Annotated in this window: 19 protein-coding genes; 7 read left to right on the forward strand and 12 right to left on the reverse strand. The window is 57.5% G+C overall.

Annotated elements, in window-relative coordinates; genetic code table 11:
• Nucleotides 1-21 precede the first annotated feature (21 nt).
• The 3 genes from Q0746_RS14945 (at nt 22) to Q0746_RS14955 (ending at nt 1,281) form a co-directional block, all read left to right on the forward strand.
• On the forward strand, nt 22-414 hold the full coding sequence (locus Q0746_RS14945) for a helix-turn-helix domain-containing protein (protein ID WP_298261689.1): 393 nt from the start codon (nt 22-24) through the stop codon (nt 412-414).
• A complete protein-coding gene (locus Q0746_RS14950; RefSeq protein WP_298261691.1) occupies nt 411-689 on the forward strand; it encodes a succinate dehydrogenase assembly factor 2 in 279 nt (92 codons plus the stop codon). Before Q0746_RS14945 ends, Q0746_RS14950 begins: the two co-directional genes overlap by 4 nt.
• A gap of 94 nt (nt 690-783) precedes the next feature.
• Nucleotides 784-1,281 (forward strand): winged helix DNA-binding protein, encoded by a 498-nt coding sequence (locus tag Q0746_RS14955; RefSeq protein WP_298261693.1) that lies wholly within the window; start codon nt 784-786, stop codon nt 1,279-1,281.
• 6 nt (nt 1,282-1,287) lie between these two features.
• Here the strand turns inward: Q0746_RS14955 and ccmD are convergent, their stop codons facing one another.
• The 4 genes from ccmD to ccmA form a co-directional block, all read right to left on the reverse strand.
• Nucleotides 1,288-1,452 (reverse strand): heme exporter protein CcmD, encoded by a 165-nt coding sequence (ccmD, locus tag Q0746_RS14960; protein ID WP_298261695.1) that lies wholly within the window; start codon nt 1,450-1,452, stop codon nt 1,288-1,290.
• Between the two features lie 28 nt (nt 1,453-1,480).
• Nucleotides 1,481-2,209, reverse strand: a complete 729-nt coding sequence (locus tag Q0746_RS14965; RefSeq protein WP_298261697.1) for a heme ABC transporter permease — start codon at nt 2,207-2,209, stop codon at nt 1,481-1,483.
• A gap of 80 nt (nt 2,210-2,289) precedes the next feature.
• Complete coding sequence (gene ccmB / locus Q0746_RS14970; protein WP_298261699.1) at nt 2,290-2,946, reverse strand: heme exporter protein CcmB; 657 nt, start codon at nt 2,944-2,946, stop codon at nt 2,290-2,292.
• Nucleotides 2,943-3,572: a heme ABC exporter ATP-binding protein CcmA gene (ccmA, locus tag Q0746_RS14975; protein WP_298261701.1), complete on the reverse strand. Its 630-nt coding sequence runs from the start codon at nt 3,570-3,572 to the stop codon at nt 2,943-2,945. The genes ccmB and ccmA overlap by 4 nt, the downstream gene beginning before the upstream one ends.
• Nucleotides 3,573-3,737: 165 nt before the next feature.
• Here ccmA and acnA point away from each other — a divergent pair, with 165 nt between their 5' ends.
• Entirely contained in the window at nt 3,738-6,425 is a 2,688-nt protein-coding gene (gene acnA / locus Q0746_RS14980) for an aconitate hydratase AcnA (RefSeq protein ID WP_298261703.1), read from the forward strand.
• A gap of 156 nt (nt 6,426-6,581) precedes the next feature.
• Entirely contained in the window at nt 6,582-7,286 is a 705-nt protein-coding gene (locus Q0746_RS14985) for a DUF1223 domain-containing protein (protein WP_298261705.1), read from the forward strand.
• On the opposite strand, the gene Q0746_RS14990 is transcribed toward Q0746_RS14985, so the two are convergent.
• From Q0746_RS14990 to Q0746_RS15025, 8 genes are read right to left on the reverse strand one after another with little or no spacing between them, the layout of a single operon-like run.
• Entirely contained in the window at nt 7,238-8,128 is an 891-nt protein-coding gene (locus Q0746_RS14990) for a lysophospholipid acyltransferase family protein (protein ID WP_298262150.1), read from the reverse strand. The two genes, Q0746_RS14985 and Q0746_RS14990, sit on opposite strands and share 49 nt — an antisense overlap.
• Nucleotides 8,129-8,188: 60 nt before the next feature.
• Nucleotides 8,189-9,052, reverse strand: a complete 864-nt coding sequence (locus tag Q0746_RS14995; RefSeq protein ID WP_298261707.1) for a DMT family transporter — start codon at nt 9,050-9,052, stop codon at nt 8,189-8,191.
• A complete protein-coding gene (nthA, locus tag Q0746_RS15000; RefSeq protein WP_298261709.1) occupies nt 9,052-9,693 on the reverse strand; it encodes a nitrile hydratase subunit alpha in 642 nt (213 codons plus the stop codon). The genes Q0746_RS14995 and nthA overlap by 1 nt, the downstream gene beginning before the upstream one ends.
• Nucleotides 9,683-9,961, reverse strand: coding sequence for an SH3-like domain-containing protein (locus Q0746_RS15005; protein WP_298261711.1), 279 nt, complete (start codon nt 9,959-9,961; stop codon nt 9,683-9,685). The genes nthA and Q0746_RS15005 overlap by 11 nt, the downstream gene beginning before the upstream one ends.
• Nucleotides 9,958-10,290 carry an SH3-like domain-containing protein gene (locus Q0746_RS15010; protein ID WP_298261713.1) on the reverse strand — a complete coding sequence of 111 codons (333 nt, stop codon included), beginning with the start codon at nt 10,288-10,290 and terminating at the stop codon, nt 9,958-9,960. The genes Q0746_RS15005 and Q0746_RS15010 overlap by 4 nt, the downstream gene beginning before the upstream one ends.
• Before the next feature lie 3 nt (nt 10,291-10,293).
• Complete coding sequence (locus Q0746_RS15015; RefSeq protein ID WP_298261715.1) at nt 10,294-10,704, reverse strand: TIGR01244 family sulfur transferase; 411 nt, start codon at nt 10,702-10,704, stop codon at nt 10,294-10,296.
• Between the two features lie 32 nt (nt 10,705-10,736).
• Nucleotides 10,737-11,444: a dienelactone hydrolase family protein gene (locus Q0746_RS15020; protein WP_298261717.1), complete on the reverse strand. Its 708-nt coding sequence runs from the start codon at nt 11,442-11,444 to the stop codon at nt 10,737-10,739.
• Nucleotides 11,445-12,665, reverse strand: coding sequence for an acyl-CoA dehydrogenase family protein (locus Q0746_RS15025; protein ID WP_298261719.1), 1,221 nt, complete (start codon nt 12,663-12,665; stop codon nt 11,445-11,447).
• Nucleotides 12,666-12,767: 102 nt separating this feature from the next.
• Here Q0746_RS15025 and Q0746_RS15030 point away from each other — a divergent pair, with 102 nt between their 5' ends.
• Nucleotides 12,768-13,796 (forward strand): phosphotransferase, encoded by a 1,029-nt coding sequence (locus tag Q0746_RS15030; RefSeq protein ID WP_298261721.1) that lies wholly within the window; start codon nt 12,768-12,770, stop codon nt 13,794-13,796.
• Nucleotides 13,793-15,901: a 3-hydroxyacyl-CoA dehydrogenase NAD-binding domain-containing protein gene (locus Q0746_RS15035; RefSeq protein WP_298261723.1), complete on the forward strand. Its 2,109-nt coding sequence runs from the start codon at nt 13,793-13,795 to the stop codon at nt 15,899-15,901. The genes Q0746_RS15030 and Q0746_RS15035 overlap by 4 nt, the downstream gene beginning before the upstream one ends.
• Nucleotides 15,902-15,903 lie beyond the last annotated feature (2 nt).

A 15,903-nucleotide genomic window follows, 5' to 3' on the forward strand; every position in this document is an offset into this window, starting at 1 on the left:
CCCCCGAGGCAGGAGTTCACAATGAACGACGAAGATAGCTACTTTAGCAACGACAACGCAACTTTCGGAGACCGCGTCGCAGCGGCGCGCGATGCACAGGGGTTAAAACAAGAAGAACTGGCCAAAAAGCTGGGTGTGAAACTGAAAACTATCCGCGGTTGGGAAGACGATGTTGACGAACCACGCGCCAACAAATTGTCGATGATATCAGGGATATTGAACGTCTCCATGCGTTGGTTGCTGACGGGCGAGGGCGAAGGCCTTGGGGCTCCGGAAGGGGAGCTGGAGCTGACAGGCGACGTGAAAGACATTTTGCTGGAATTGCGCCGCACAAAGGCTGAATTTGGCCGGATGACCGACCATTTGGGGCGGCTGGAAAAGCGGCTTGGAAAATTGCTAAGGACACCGGAATGAATGAGGTTGGCCCACAGAACGAGCCTCGTGAAACCAAGCTACGGCGGCTGAAAATGCGTTCAATGCGACGCGGAATCAAGGAAATGGATATTATCCTTGGCGGTTTTGCCAAACATAAGCTGGACGAGCTGTCAGATGAGGATCTGGCGCTCTATGACGAGATGCTAAGCGAAAGCGATCATGACATGTATCAATGGGCGTCCGGCCAGTCGGAAGCGCCTGCAAAATTCTCGGGCTTGATGGCGCGCGCTGTCGCAGGGGCCAAAACCGTTTGAAACTGGTTTGTTGAAAACTTCGCCTCATTTAACCGTTTCTTGGTGATTCTCTCGTTATTTCCATTCTGCGAGCATTTGCAGACGGAGAAAATGAATGAGCATGCACAACCCAGTCGCCAGCCCTCAGGCGCGTGTTTTTATGGCGGGTTATCTTGAAAGCCTCGCGTTGGTCGAACGGCTTCACCGGCTGTTATTGGATGTGATCAAGGACGAATTCGAACGCTTGGGCATTTTGGATATCAACTCTGTGCAGGCTTTGCTGCTCTTCAATATCGGGGAGCATGAAGTGACGGCGGGAGAGTTGAAATCACGCGGTTACTATCAAGGGTCGAATGTCTCGTACAATCTTAAGAAACTGGTTGAGATGGGGTATATGCACCACCAGCGTTGCGAGATTGATCGCCGTTCCGTGCGCGTTCGATTGACAGAACGCGGCCGCGAAGTCCGTAACCACGTATCGGTGCTATTTGAACGCCACGCTGTCGGCTTGGAAGAAAAAGGTATTTTGGGCAATGAAGGGATTGATACGATCAACCATTCCTTGCACCGAATGGAGCGATACTGGTCCGATCAAATCCGGTACATCTACTAGATGGCGTCATCCAGCTTTCGCAGCATTGCGGCGTGCCTCAACCTCGGCGAGGCGGGCGCGGGCTTTGCGCGATTGCCAGACGGACAGCACCACAAGCCCGATAAGGAGTGTGATGGAGGCCACATAGGCGGACAAGACTGTGTCGGCGTATTTTCCAAGATCAGGCATCAAAAATCCTTTGGTCGCGACGGGGAGCAGGTCAACTTAACCGCTCACGAGAAATGAGAGCATTGGTTCGGCGGCTGCGAATTTCGGTACTGGTGCGCAGCAACACAAGTGCCACAAACAACAAAACGAAACCGGCGATACAGACAAGAAGCGGTAGATAGAACACATCCGCGACATTTTCTTCCTTATCCAGCGACAGCGAAGCGCCCTGATGAAGGCCTTGGTTCCAGAAGTTCACCGCATAGCGTGAGAGAAGAGCAAAGACGGATCCAACGAGGCATAAAACCGACGTGAGATCGGCAGCCGTATCTGGATTCTCGATCGCAGCCCAAAGTGCCATATAACCAAGGTAGAAGAGGAACAGGATCAAAAACGATGTCAGGCGCGGGTCCCACGCCCAATAGGTGCCCCACATGGGTTGCCCCCAAATAGCACCGGTGATCAGTGCGATAAGTGTCATCGTGATCCCAATCGGTGCGGCGGCCTTAGCGGCAAGGGCCGACACATGGTGACGGCGCACGAGCCAGATCAGGGAGGTCACCAGCATCATCAGCCATGCATTGATGGCCATAAGCGCGCTGGGCACATGAAGATAGATGATCTTCACCGTGGAGCCTTGGCGATAATCGTCAGGCGTAAAGAAAAACCCCCAAACCAGCCCGATCAACAGGCAGGCAAGGGACAAAACAGACACCACCGGCAACACCTTGCCGGACGTCTGCATAAAGCGGGTTGGATTTGCGTATTCCCAGAGTGACATGCGCTACTGTTATTGTATGGCCCAGCATGGGGCAATGGGATTTGCGGCGGGTCACGCCTCACGTCTGCGTGCGAAGCCTGTTAGCGCAGGTTCATGCGTAGGGCTGCCGCTGATGCGAAGGGCAGCAGGGCTGTGCATCCCGCGGTGATTGCCGCCAGGAATAGCAAGGCGGATGACGTAGGTAGCCCCTCCGCACCGCGCCGCACAGCTTCGGCTCCGAAAATCAATGTGGGCATATAAAGGGGAAGGACCAACAAAGAGACCAATAAGCCGCCACGTTTTAACCCGACAGTCAAAGCGGCCCCAAATGTGCCAAGCATCGAAAGCGCAGGGGTTCCCAAAGCAAGGGAAATCACAAGCCAAAGGGTGGCTTCGCTCGGCATGCTGAGCAGGACCCCCAAAAAGGGGGCGGCGACGGTCAGCGGCAAACCCGTGGTCAGCCAATGGGACAGAGCTTTCAGAGAGGCCGCGGCTTCTAGGGGAAGTGGCGCGGTCGCCAAAAGGTCAAGGGTTCCGTCCTCATAGTCGAGTTGGAAAATGCGGTCCAAAGACAGCAGGCAAGACAGCAATGCGCCGACCCATAAGATGCCAGGAGCGATCCGCGCCAAGATATCAGAGTTGGGGCCGACACCAAATGGCACAAGGACAACAAGGATTAGGAAGAAGGCAAGGCCAAGCCCAAAACCACCCCCCGCGCGGATCGCCAGCTTTATGTCACGGCGCAACAGGGCGATCATTGCAACGCCTCGTCCAAGAAAGGGTCATCGGAGGGTGTGTCTTGCAAAATGGCGCGAAACGGAGAAATGTCGAGCGTGCGCGCGGACGGCAACCCAAGATCAATATGAGTAGCCATGATCGCAGATCCACCCTGTGCCAAATGCCCGATCACCGCCGCAGAGAACCGGGCAACGTTCTCGGCGTCGAGGGACACGGTCGGCTCGTCCAAAGCCCAGATCATCCGACCGGTGAGCATCAGGCGCGACAAGGACAGACGCCGTTTTTGCCCCGCGGAAAGATCTTGCGCGCGGCGGGTCAACAAATCGGCCAGCTCAAAGGCAACAACGGCGGGCATGATGTCGCGCGTGCCAAAAATATCCGCCCAAAACTGGAGGTTCTCTTCAACGCTGAGTTGGGATTTCAGCCCATCGGCATGTGCCGCATAGGCGACGTCATCGGTCGAGAATTTCACCCTTCCCGATACCGGCGGCGTCAGACCGGCCAAGCAGCGCAGCAATGTGGTCTTGCCAGCCCCGTTTGGGGCGCGAAGGATCAAGGCCTCTCCAGCCGCGACGTCGAAGGACACGCCAGTGAGTACCGTCACATCGCCCCGTCGGCACGAAAGATTTTCAACACCAAATTTCATCAATTTACGCCTATCGCATCACTTCCACCGCGAAAACAGGTAAAAATGTATGCAATAGTATACAAAAGTCGTGAGAAGGGTGTTTTGCCCCCTTGATCGCCCGTAAAACTTGGGGCATGACCGCCCCAGATACCACTTTCCATGATAACCTCGGGAGTCCCAGCTATGCCTATCGTCGTCGGACAAGACACCGCCAAGACCCGCCGCACCCTAAGTGCCGGTGGCAAAACCTTCGCCTATTACTCGATCAAGGCAGCTGAAGAAGCCGGTTTGGGCGATTTCTCCAAACTGCCAGCCGCATTGAAAGTGGTCTTGGAAAACATGTTGCGCTTTGAAGACGGCAAAACTGTCCACGTCGAAGACATCAAAGCCTTCTCCGAGTGGGCCACAAAAGGCGGCAAGAACCCGAAAGAAATCGCATACCGTCCTGCGCGTATCCTGCTGCAAGACTTCACCGGCGTTCCAGCCGTGGTTGACTTGGCCGCGATGCGGGACGGGTTGAAGAACCTTGGGGGCGATCCTGAAAAGATTAACCCGCTGAACCCAGTTGATCTGGTCATTGACCACTCTGTTATGATCGACGAATTCGGCAACCCGCGCGCGTTCCAGATGAACGTCGACCGCGAATACGAGCGCAACCTAGAGCGCTACACCTTCCTGAAGTGGGGCCAATCGGCGTTTAACAACTTCCGCGTAGTTCCACCCGGCACTGGTATCTGCCACCAAGTGAACCTTGAGTATCTGTCCAAGACCGTATGGTCTGACACAGACCAAGGCGGCGAAATGGTAGCCTATCCTGACACGCTTGTTGGGACGGACAGCCACACCACCATGGTGAACGGCGCGGCCGTTTTGGGTTGGGGTGTTGGCGGCATCGAGGCCGAAGCTGCGATGCTGGGCCAGCCGATTTCCATGCTGATCCCTGAGGTTATCGGCTTTGAGCTGACCGGCTCCATGGTGGAAGGCACCACGGGGACCGACCTTGTGTTGAAAGTGGTCGAGATGCTGCGCGCCAAAGGCGTTGTTGGCAAGTTCGTAGAGTTCTACGGCGAAGGTTTGGACCGTTTGCCGCTGGCTGACCGTGCAACAATCGCGAACATGGCACCTGAGTATGGTGCGACCTGCGGGTTCTTCCCGATCGACAATGAAACACTGCGCTACCTCAACAACACGGGCCGCGAAGAAGAGACCATCGCACTGGTGGAAGCCTACGCCAAAGAGAACGGCTTCTGGCGCGACGCAGACTATGCACCGATCTACACCGACACGCTGGCGCTTGATATGGGCACCATCGTTCCTGCGATCTCCGGCCCGAAACGCCCACAAGACTACGTGGCGCTGACAGACGGCCAAACGGCTTTCCGCAAAGAGATGGAAGAGACCTTCAAGCGCCCAATGGGCAAAGAAGTGGCCGTTGCAGGCGAAGACTACACGATGGAATCGGGCAAGGTTGTGATCGCGTCGATCACGTCGTGCACCAACACATCTAACCCTTACGTGATGATCGGCGCGGGCCTTGTGGCGCGCAAAGCACGCGAATTGGGCCTGAACCGCAAGCCATGGGTTAAGACATCTTTGGCCCCTGGTTCCCAAGTGGTTTCGGCCTATCTGGAAGCCGCCGAGCTGCAAGACGATCTGGACGCCATCGGCTTCAACTTGGTCGGCTACGGTTGCACAACCTGTATCGGCAACTCCGGCCCGATCCAAAAAGAGCTGTCCGAAGCGATTGCCGAGGGTGACTTGGTTGCGACTTCTGTTCTATCGGGGAACCGCAACTTCGAAGGGCGCATCAGCCCCGACGTGCGTGCGAACTACCTCGCGTCGCCTCCACTGGTTGTGGCATATGCCTTGGCTGGCACGTTGGACATCAACCTTGCAACTGACGTCATCGGTCAGGACAAAGACGGCAATGACGTCTACCTGAAAGACATCTGGCCAACGACGCAAGAAGTTGCAGACATGGTCGAGAAAACCGTGACACGCGCCGCGTTCCAAGAGAAATACGCAGATGTGTTCAAAGGCGACGACAAATGGCAGGGCGTTGAGACAACCGACAGCTTGACATATGACTGGCCTGCGACCTCCACCTATGTGCAAAACCCACCTTACTTCCAAGGTATGGGGGCTGAGCCGGGCGTTATCTCTGATGTTAAGGATGCCAAAGTTCTGGCGGTTCTGGGCGACATGATCACAACAGACCACATCTCTCCGGCGGGCACCTTTGCGGAAACAAGCCCAGCGGGTAAGTATTTGACCGACCGTCAAGTGGCCCCGCGCGAGTTCAACTCTTACGGCTCGCGTCGTGGTAACCACGAGATCATGATGCGCGGCACATTCGCCAATATCCGCATCAAGAACGAGATGCTGGACGGCGTTGAAGGCGGCTACACCAAAGGTCCAAACGGTGAGCAGGCGGCGATCTTTGACGCGGCGATGGCCTACCAAGAAGCTGGCACTCCGCTGGTGATCTTTGGGGGCGAGCAATACGGCGCGGGCTCTTCGCGTGACTGGGCCGCCAAAGGCACCGCACTTCTAGGGGTGAAAGCCGTGATCGCAGAAAGCTTTGAGCGTATCCACCGTTCAAACCTTGTTGGAATGGGCGTTATCCCGTTCGAATTTACCGCAGGCGACAGCCGTAAGTCACTTGGCCTGACCGGTGACGAGACTGTGAACATCATGGGCCTTGAGGGCGACCTTCAGCCGTTGTCCGATGTTCCATGCGAGATCACAATGGCCGATGGCACAGTGAAAAACATCTCTCTGAAATGCCGCATCGATACCGCAATCGAGAAAGAATACATCGAACACGGTGGCGTTCTGCACTACGTTTTGCGCGACTTGGCTGCGTCCTAAATCTGACGCATAAACGCTTTGGCCCACCGCGACAGGATCGCGGTGGGCTTTTTATTTGGAAGATGAGTTAACGGAATGCTCGCGAAGGGGTGATTGGCGCATTGCGTCGCAACCGCTTAGGAGTAGACTAACGCATCAGCAAATTCCGAGTGACACATGATTAAACGCCTGACCACTGCCGCTATCACCGCCTTTTCAATGGCTTCGGCGCTTCCAGTCTTTGCCGGCGGTCCTGTGGTGGTAGAGTTGTTTACCTCTCAAGGGTGTTCATCTTGTCCGCCCGCAGATGCCCTGCTGGGAGAGCTGGCAAACCGCGACGATGTGATCGCCCTTAGCCTGCATGTGGATTATTGGGATTATCTTGGTTGGGTTGACGAATTTGGAAGCCCTGAACACACTCAACGTCAACGCGGTTATGCGCGACGTTCGCAAAGCACCATGATCTATACCCCGCAAATGATGGTGGGCGGGACGGACGGCATTGTCGGGACCAAGGCAATGCAATTGGCCAAACAAATTGATGTGCATAAACACAAGCCCGACGTCGTGTCCTTGCAGCTCAAGAGAACGGCATCCGGCCAGCTTCAAATCGCCGCGAAACGCACTGGGGATGTGCCGCCAAAGATGTTGGTGCAAGTGATCCGATATGCGCCGGAGCGGGTGGTAAACATCCGCGCTGGTGAAAATGCAGGGCGCTCGATTACATACCACAATGTCGTGGAAAGCCTTGTTTCCATTGGGGATTGGACCGGAGACTCAGATCTGAGCATTCGTGCGGATGCCCCTGGGGATCATCCTGCGGTTGTCATTATTCAGGACGGATCAACCGGCCCCATCTTGGCGGCTGCACGGGTCGACTGACGAAGCTCCGCCTGCTCGGGCTTCCAGCGGCGGTGAATCCAGAACCATTGATCCATATGCCTGCGGGCCAAAGCCTCAAGTGAGTTGTTGAGCGCCTGCGTCATGTCTTTGGCGTTTGAGTGCGGGATAGGAGCCTCGCAAACCACTTCAAAATCCAACCCGTTTGGCTGTCGTATGCCGTAGGTTGGTACAACCAAGGCGTTGTACTTTAATGCCAATTCTGCCGCCGATAGGGCCGTGGGTGCGGGTTTTCCGAAGAATGTCAAATCCTCCCCATCCCACATATATTGATCCACCAAGAAGCCCGCCATGCCGCCGCCACGCAAGAATTTGATCAATCCCGCCAAACCTTGCCGACCGCGTGGAAACACCGGCGTGCCGACCTTGCTGATCGCGGCCACGTAATGCGGGTTAAAGAACCCATTGTTCATTTCGCGGTAGAGGGCGCCGACGTTGAAACCGGCCGCAATCAAGGCCGCGCGTGGCGCATCGTAATTTCCAAAGTGACCTGTAACCAAAACAACGGGGCGACCTTCGGCGTGAGCTTGATGAAGTGCGTCGACACCCTCGCCTGTAAGGGGAGCGTGTTTAAAGCGATCAGTAAAACCCTTGCCGGAATAGATTTCGATCAATGTGCGGCCCGCATTGTCAGGCACGGCGCGGGTCAGTCGATCAATTTCAGCCTGTGGCAGATCGGGGCAGACATAGGCAAGATTGTCGCGCACACGTTTGGTATATCCGGCCAAAGGGGCGATCACCCTCGACACAACCCAGCCCGCCAAAGGCACGCGCCACTTGTAAGGAATGGCCAACGCCACCCCGATAATGCCACGAATGGCCATGTAGGACGCGAATTCCGCGATCCCGCGTCGCCCCTGAGCTGTACTGCCTAATGCCATGTGTTAACTGGTTTTGACCTGTGTTTCCCTGTGCCAGACATAAAGCCCAGCCCCCACGATAACAAGCGCCCCTATGTAGACGGGGCCGTCGGGGAAGTTGTTGAAGAACACCACCCCCCACACGCTGGAAAATATGAGGGCCACATAGGTAAACGGGGCCAGCACCGACGCGGGCGCCAGTGACAACGCGCGGATCAGCAGCAATTGTCCGGCTGTGCCCATCAATCCCACACCCAACATATAAGGAAGGTCGCCCAACTCCAGCGGTTGCCAGAAGAAAGGAACCATCGCGCATAGCAACAAGGTTGCGACAGTGCCGGTGTAGAATAGGGAGGTCCAAATGTCCTCGCCACGGCCCGCATATCTGGTTGCCAAGGCATAGACCGAGTAGCAAATCGTGCCACCAAGCGTGAACAACGCATAAGGATTGAAACCAGCCGTCCCAGGGCGCAGAATGATCATCGCACCGACCAGCGCCACGCCCGCAGCGACCGCACGTCTGAGGCCAAAGGTCTCGCCCAAGAAGATCGCGGCACCGATCATGATAAAGATCGGGCTGATCTGCATCAGGGACGTGGTCTCGATCAGCGACATCTTGGTGAAGCCCACAAAGAAAAACCCAGTCGTGGCCAGCAGGGCAAAGGCGCGAAAGATTTGCAACCCAAGGCGTTGGGTCTTCACCGTCGACCGCAGGCGTGGCGAGATGATCAAAGTCACCACCACCATTTGAACCGTGTAGCGCGCCCAGAGGGTTTGCACCGTGTCCACGCGGGTGGAAAGTGCCTTGGCGCAGACATCCATCAGCGTGAACATCAAAGTGGCCGCGATCATCAACGCAATCCCGCGCGCGACATTATTTTGTGGCATCAGGCGCCCTTAGGCAGCCCCGTGCCGATCATGCTGTCGCGGGTCACCAGTTTGGCCAAAGCAGTTGCATCCAGATTTTCTGTACCCGCCGGACGGGCAGGCAGAACGATGTAGCGCATATCGGCGGTGCTATCGTGAACGCGCAGGGTCACATCCGCGGGCAGATCGACACCAAACTCGCGCAACACCGCACGCGGTTCGCGCACGGCGCGTGACCGGTATTCACGGGTTTTGTACCAATCTGGCGGCAGCCCCAACAGGTTGCGCGGATAGCAAGAACACAGCGTGCAGACGATCAGATTATGCGTGTCTTCGGTGTTCTCGACCGCCACAAGATGCATCGGGCCAATGTCAAAGCCCATTTCGCGCGCTGCGTCAGAGCCATTTGCCAAGAGCCGCGCCTTAAATTCCGGATCAGTCCACGCGCGCGCCACAACTGCGGCCCCATTCGCAGGGGAGCGTGCATCCATCGCGTCAATTTGCGCTTGGATTTGGGCAGGGGTGAGTTCGCCTTTCTCGACCATCAGCTCGCGAATGGCGACTTCCATTGTTTGCCAATAGCTGAGCGCCCCGTCGTTATCCTTGCGGTAGGGGTGACCAGACGGGGACAGGTGGTCATGGTCGTGATGATCATGGGGCATCTTGGTCAATCCAATGCTCGTAAATTTCGGCGTCTAGCGTATCTTGGGGGGCTTCGGCATCGGGCCAGATGTGCCCCATTTCAAAACGCACACGGTAAAGCGTGCGCGGAGTGGCGGGAACCATATAGGCCAGCTGCTCTGGGTTGTTGAAAGGGCCCAACACGCGTTCCACCACGCCGGTTTTGCCCCGAAGATATTTTGGTGTGCGGATGTGGCCCAGCGGGGACATCGTCTTGATGCGAACGGAGGCGCCGACCGGCAGGGTCATGATTGCACCGCGCCGTAGGTGTCACCGCGCGCCTTGACCTCTTCCATCTTGGCGCCGAGTTCTTCTAGGGAGTAAACCCCTGCCTCGATCAGGTTTTGGTTTAGCGAGGCGACCCAACGCTCATAATATGTCATCTCGTTGAAGGCCGCTTCGCCCATGTCTTCCAAAGCGCGGCGCAGCCCGTCAACGGTGAAATGCCCGCGTTGCTGTCCAAGGATCACCAGCGCATCGACGCGCTTTTCCCAGATTGCGAAGTCATGACCATCCATAGGGACGGGGCCTGCGGCGTCGCCGCCCATATCGTGCCAACGGTGTTCTGGGTCATCCATGCGTTATCCTTTCGCGAGTGCGTCGACCTGTGGCCCTAGCTGCGGCATCGGGAAGCCAGCGGCGTCCAGAGTGGCCAGAATGTCTTTGGTGGGCTGCGTGCCTGCAACCGCCAAGGCCCAGACAATGGCCGAGCGCGTGCCGGATGCGCAATAGGCCAGAATTTTGCCTTCGACCCTTTGGGCGGTGACATTGTCCATGCTGAGTTGCCCCATGACGACGGGGTTGTTGGAGAAGCCCAAGCCTGCTGCCTTGGCTGCGGCCTCGATGTCGGCGGGCTTATCACCAGGCATGCTTTCTGCTTCTGGCCGGTTGCACAGAATATGGGTGAAACCCTCGGCCTTGATGGCCTCCATGTCGGATGCGTGAATCTGTGGTGTTACGGCGAAGTCGGGGGAGAGTGTGCGAATATCCATATCTACCAAATACTGCGTGGAAGGAGGGGCGTCTAGCTTTGTGCGAAACGCTCCTTGAGAAAGGCGCGCATGGCGGCAAATGCGCGGTCATTGGCGCGTTTACTATAGGCGTTGCCCGCCTCAGGGTCTTGGGCCGCAGGGTTGGTGAAGGAATGGGCGGTGTTGCCGAAAGCCAAAATCTGCCAATCATCGCAATGGGCCGTAAGCTCGGCCGCGATGTCGACAGTTTGGGCGGGTGTGGCAAGCGGGTCATCCCAGCCATGCAACACCAAGACAGAGGTGTTCATTTTCTCGCAACCTTCGGGCGGCGCGTCGAACACGGCATGAAAGCCGACAACTCCCGACAATGTGGCGCCTGAGCGCGCGAGGTCTAGAACCGCCTTGCCGCCCATGCAAAACCCGATTGCCGCGATGCGTGTTGTATCTGCGTTGGGCAAAGTGCGAGCAGCCTCAAGTGCTGCGACCATGCGGGTGCGCAGGGTGGGGCGGTCGGCGTTCAGCACCTGCATCATCGCCATGGCCTCGTCGGAATTGCGCCCAAGGCGACCGTTGCCATAGTAATCCACCGCAAAGCCGATGTAGCCAAGGGTCGCCAGCCAATCGGCTTTTCCTTTCACAAAGTCACCCAAGCCCGCATAGGCGGGGGCAATCATAACAACAGGGTGCGGGCCGTCGCCTTTAGGGTGGGCCACATAGCCGATACATTCGGTGTCACCAGCGGTATAACGGTGCTCTGTCATTTAGACTTTCTCCTGCGTGTATTTGCGAAGCTCTGCGCGAGCGACTTGGCGGCGGTGCACCGCATCGGGCCCATCGGCCAGTCGCAATGTGCGCAGATGTGCCCATTGGCGGGCGAGGGGGGTGTCTTGGGATATTCCTTGTGCGCCAAACATTTGCACGGCCTGATCGGTGATCTCTAATGCGATGCGCGGGGCCTCGACCTTGATCTGGCTGATCCACGGGGCCGCAGCGCGGGCATCGCCTTGATCCATCATCCACGCGGCCTTGAGGCACAACAAACGGGCTTGCTCAATCTGCATGCGGGCGTTGGCGATATAGTCGAAGTTGCCCCCCAATTGCGCCAGCGGTTTGCCGAAGGCCTCGCGGGACAAGGCGCGGCGGGTCATCAGCTCCAGCGCTTTCTCAGCCATGCCTATCGCGCGCATGCAGTGGTGAATACGGCCCGGTCCCAAGCGGCCTTGGGAAATCTCGAACCCGCGCCCGACGCCAAGTAGCATGTTTTCGGCGGGCACACGTACGTCGGTAAAGCGGATATGCATATGGCCGTGCGGAGCCTCGTCATCGCCGTAAACTTCCATCGCGCGCAGCTTTTCAATACCGATGGTGTTTGAGGGCACCACAATCATGGAATGCTGCTGGTGCTTCGGCCCGTCGTTTGGGGTGTGAACCATCACGATATAGACCGCACAGCGCGGGTCACCTGCACCCGTGGCCCACCATTTTTCACCGTTCAGCACATAGTCGCCGCCGTCGCGTACACAAGACAACGCGATGTTTGTGGCGTCGGATGAGGCGACCTCCGGCTCTGTCATCAGATAGGCTGATCGGATTTCTCCGGCGAGCAGGGGGGCAAGCCACTGCTCTTTCATGGCGTCCGTGCCGTATGTCTTGAACACGTCCATGTTGCCCGTATCGGGGGCGTTGCAGTTGAAGGTTTCAGGGGCGAGATGCGCCTTGCCCATTTCCTCGGCCAAATAGGCGTATTCAACCGTCGATAACTGGTGACCGGTCGCAGAGGACCACAGGTTCCAAAGACCGGCAGCTTTGGCCTTTGCCTTTAGGCCTTCGACAATTTCGTGTTGTGTGGGGGTGAAACTCCAGCGGTCGCCTTTCTCTACCTGTTCAAAATACTCGGCATCCAGCGGAGCGATGTCATCGCGGACCATTGTAGCGACGGCCTCTAGGATGGGCTGTAATCTTGGGCTGATCCCTAAGTCCATGAAGAGCCTCCTTTTGCTTGAGCGGCAGGGTTGACCTAGTCGCGGCGCTTGTCAATCGCGCAGGGCTGGGTAAGTTGGGATATGGGCGGGACCGCAGATTTAATGATTGCCAGCTTAACCCCCTACCTCGCAGAGCATGTGCCGCAGGTGGGCCTGATCCGGCGTCTTGAAAAATTTGGGGCGGGGCAGTCGAACCCGACCTACAAAATGATCACTGACACCGGCGTTTTCGTGCTGCGGACCAAACCAGTCGGGGTTTTGCTGAGGTCCGCGCATTTGGTGGAGCGGGAATTCGAAGTGATGTCGCGCTTGTCCAACACGGCTGTGCCCGTCCCTAAAATGGTTCATCTCGCGTCGGACAAGGTTTCACCCTTGGGGCGCGCCTTCTTTGTGATGGAATATCTGGACGGGCGCATATTTTGGGACCCAAGCCTGCCGGATTTGGCGGCGCGTGAAGACCGCCGCGCGATCTATGACGCCATGGCGGATAGGCTTGCTGATTTGCATGACGTCAACATTGAGGCTGCGGGGCTCGCTGAATTTGGCAAGGCCGGGAATTACTTTGCCCGTCAGACAGATCGCTGGTCACGGCAATATCTGGCCTCGGTGGATGAGCCAGACCGCGCCATGACAGGGCTGATGGATTGGTTGGGCCTGCATATGCCCGATGACGATGGGCAAATGGGGCTGGTACATGGGGACTACCGACTTGATAACATGGTTTTCGCACCCGACCGCCCCGAGGTGATCGGCTTGCTGGATTGGGAGCTTGCCACATTGGGACACCCCTTGGCGGATCTGGCCTATCAATCGATGCAGTTGCGATTGCCCAGCAATGGCGCAATGCGCGGACTTGGGGGGGCAGATCGCGCCGCCTTGGGACTGCCCAGCGAGCGCGACTACATCGCCCGCTATTGCGCTAGGCGAAACATCCCGCTTCCGGACAATTGGGCATTCTACCTTGTGTTCAGCACCTTCCGGCTTGCGGCAATTTTGCAAGGGGTTGTCGCTAGGGCACGCGAGGGGAATGCTTCGAACCCCGAGGTGGCTCAAAAATACGCGGCAACGATTCCGCTGTTGATTAAACAGGCGGTAGACATCGCCCATGATCCAAGCGAAAAAGTCATATGACACAGGCCCCCAAACACCCCGTCCGACTGGAACGTCAAGGAAACATAGCACTGATCGTGGTCGAAAACCCGCCGGTGAACGCCTTGGGTGTGGCTGTTCGGCGCGGGATTGCCGCCGCCCTGAGTGCCGCGATGGCGCAGGAGAAAACACAAGCGATTGTCATTGTCGCCAATGGGCGTGGTTTTCTTGCGGGTGCCGACATCCGCGAGTTGGATCAACCTGCGCAAGAGCCCTCATTATCGCAGCTATCTACTTGGATCGAATCCGCTGCAAAGCCGGTGGTCGCAGCCTTGCACGGGCCTGTTTTGGGCGGTGGGCTAGAGCTTGCTACGGCCGCGCATTACCGGATTGCGACGGGCGACGCACGCATGGGCTTGCCGGACATCCAGCTTGGCCTACTGCCCGCAGCAGGGGGCACACAACGCTTGCCGCGCCTGATCGGGGCCGAGCTGTCATTGGATATTATCCTCAGCGGCAACCAAATAGGATCGGAAATCGCCCTTGAGATCGGGTTGCTGGACGAGATCGCAGATGGCGATCTGCGAACGGCAGCCGTGACCTATGCGCGATCCTTGACTGAGCCGCGTCCAACCGCGCAGATACGCAAACATTTGACCGATGGCGCAGCCTATATGGCCTCGGTGGCCACACGCCGAGCAGCCGTGGCCCAAGAGTATGGCGCAAACGCAGGGGCGCGGCAGAAGTCTGTGGACTGCGTGGAAGCGGCGCTATTGTTGCCGATGGATGCGGGTTTGGAGATGGAGCGCTCGGCGTTTGAGGATTGCTTTGCTTCGCGCGAAAGCGAAGGTTTGCGTCACGCCTTTCTTGCTGAACACATGGCTGCCAGATTTCCGGAACTGGCAGAGGCCAAACCTGCCAAAATTGACCGTATCGCCATTGTCGGAGGCGGGTCGTTAGGCTCGGGCATCGCCATTGCGGCGTTGCAAGGCGGGTTTGCGGTGACTTTGGTGGAGCAGGGAGAAAGCGGCGTGAATTCGGCGCTTGAGCAGATCGGGGCTTACTACGAGCGCTCGATCGCCAAGGGGCGCTTGTCGGAGGCGCAGGGTGCCGCCGCGTTGACCCATCTGCAACTTACCAACAAGCTGGACAGCTTGGGCGAGGCCGATCTGATCGTTGAGGCCCTCGGCGATGATATAGCGGTGAAGTCCACATTGCTGGCAGAAATCGGCGCGATGGCCAAGCCGGATGCCGTGATTGCGACGAATACATCTTGCTTGGACCTCACCGTCTTGGCGCAAGCCACGGGGCGCCCTTCGGATACCATCGGATTGAATTTTGGCGCGCCCGCGCAGGGCAACAAATTGGTAGAGATCGGGGTGCATGACGCAGCCTCCGCCCAAACTGTTGTGACAGGGTTAGGCTTTGCGAAACGAATGGGGAAAACGCCGGTGCGTGCCCATGTCCAAAACGGCATGGGTCACGGGTATATCAGCGGCGCAATTCTAGACGCCTATCATCTGGCGGCAGATATCATGCTGGAAGACGGCGCCACCCCTGCGCAAATCGACGGGGCCATGCGGTCATTCGGTTTTCCGCTGGGGCCGTATCAAGCGGCAGATATGGCAGGGTTGGACATCGGCTACGCCCGCCGCCAGTCAACACCGCGAGACGCCGATGCCCGATACGTCGAAATTGCGGACAAGATGGTCGAGCAGAACTGGCTTGGGCAAAAAAACGGTCGCGGATATTACATCTACATCGAAGGGGAATCGCAGGGCGTGCCAAACGGCGACGTGCTGAAGCTGATTGCCGAACACCGAGCAGACAAAGGCATCACCGCGCGAAAATTCTCTGACAGGGACATTCGGGATCGTATCTTGTTGGCCATTGTGAACGCGGGCGCGCGGCTGCTGGGGCAGGGGGTTGCGGCGCGCCCCAGCGATATCGACTTGGTTATGGTGCAGGGGTTTGGATATCCGCGCAGCAGGGGAGGCCCGATGATGGATGCGGATATAACGACGCCGTCGATTATCGCGTCACGTCTATCGATCTTGTCCCCAGAGGAGCCTTCGCTTTGGCAGGCCGCGCCGGTTTTGGTCATGCTCGCGCAAGAGCGTCAAAGGTTCGCCAGCCTGAACGCCTAAAC

The sequence above is a fragment of the uncultured Litoreibacter sp. genome, from assembly GCF_947487515.1.
Lineage (GTDB): Bacteria > Pseudomonadota > Alphaproteobacteria > Rhodobacterales > Rhodobacteraceae > Litoreibacter.

What these genes read in the sequence shown, in the direction of transcription:
- Q0746_RS14945 (WP_298261689.1), top strand. Translation starts at nt 22, where the DNA reads ATGAACGACGAAGATAGCTACTTTAGCAACGACAACGCAACTTTCGGA.
- Q0746_RS14950 (WP_298261691.1), top strand. Translation starts at nt 411, where the DNA reads ATGAATGAGGTTGGCCCACAGAACGAGCCTCGTGAAACCAAGCTACGG.
- Q0746_RS14955 (WP_298261693.1), top strand. Translation starts at nt 784, where the DNA reads ATGAGCATGCACAACCCAGTCGCCAGCCCTCAGGCGCGTGTTTTTATG.
- Q0746_RS14965 (WP_298261697.1), bottom strand. Translation starts at nt 2,209, where the DNA reads ATGTCACTCTGGGAATACGCAAATCCAACCCGCTTTATGCAGACGTCC.
- ccmB (WP_298261699.1), bottom strand. Translation starts at nt 2,946, where the DNA reads ATGATCGCCCTGTTGCGCCGTGACATAAAGCTGGCGATCCGCGCGGGG.
- ccmA (WP_298261701.1), bottom strand. Translation starts at nt 3,572, where the DNA reads ATGAAATTTGGTGTTGAAAATCTTTCGTGCCGACGGGGCGATGTGACG.
- acnA (WP_298261703.1), top strand. Translation starts at nt 3,738, where the DNA reads ATGCCTATCGTCGTCGGACAAGACACCGCCAAGACCCGCCGCACCCTA.
- Q0746_RS14985 (WP_298261705.1), top strand. Translation starts at nt 6,582, where the DNA reads ATGATTAAACGCCTGACCACTGCCGCTATCACCGCCTTTTCAATGGCT.
- Q0746_RS14990 (WP_298262150.1), bottom strand. Translation starts at nt 8,128, where the DNA reads ATGGCCATTCGTGGCATTATCGGGGTGGCGTTGGCCATTCCTTACAAG.
- Q0746_RS14995 (WP_298261707.1), bottom strand. Translation starts at nt 9,052, where the DNA reads ATGCCACAAAATAATGTCGCGCGCGGGATTGCGTTGATGATCGCGGCC.
- nthA (WP_298261709.1), bottom strand. Translation starts at nt 9,693, where the DNA reads ATGCCCCATGATCATCACGACCATGACCACCTGTCCCCGTCTGGTCAC.
- Q0746_RS15005 (WP_298261711.1), bottom strand. Translation starts at nt 9,961, where the DNA reads ATGACCCTGCCGGTCGGCGCCTCCGTTCGCATCAAGACGATGTCCCCG.
- Q0746_RS15010 (WP_298261713.1), bottom strand. Translation starts at nt 10,290, where the DNA reads ATGGATGACCCAGAACACCGTTGGCACGATATGGGCGGCGACGCCGCA.
- Q0746_RS15015 (WP_298261715.1), bottom strand. Translation starts at nt 10,704, where the DNA reads ATGGATATTCGCACACTCTCCCCCGACTTCGCCGTAACACCACAGATT.
- Q0746_RS15020 (WP_298261717.1), bottom strand. Translation starts at nt 11,444, where the DNA reads ATGACAGAGCACCGTTATACCGCTGGTGACACCGAATGTATCGGCTAT.
- Q0746_RS15025 (WP_298261719.1), bottom strand. Translation starts at nt 12,665, where the DNA reads ATGGACTTAGGGATCAGCCCAAGATTACAGCCCATCCTAGAGGCCGTC.
- Q0746_RS15030 (WP_298261721.1), top strand. Translation starts at nt 12,768, where the DNA reads ATGATTGCCAGCTTAACCCCCTACCTCGCAGAGCATGTGCCGCAGGTG.
- Q0746_RS15035 (WP_298261723.1), top strand. Translation starts at nt 13,793, where the DNA reads ATGACACAGGCCCCCAAACACCCCGTCCGACTGGAACGTCAAGGAAAC.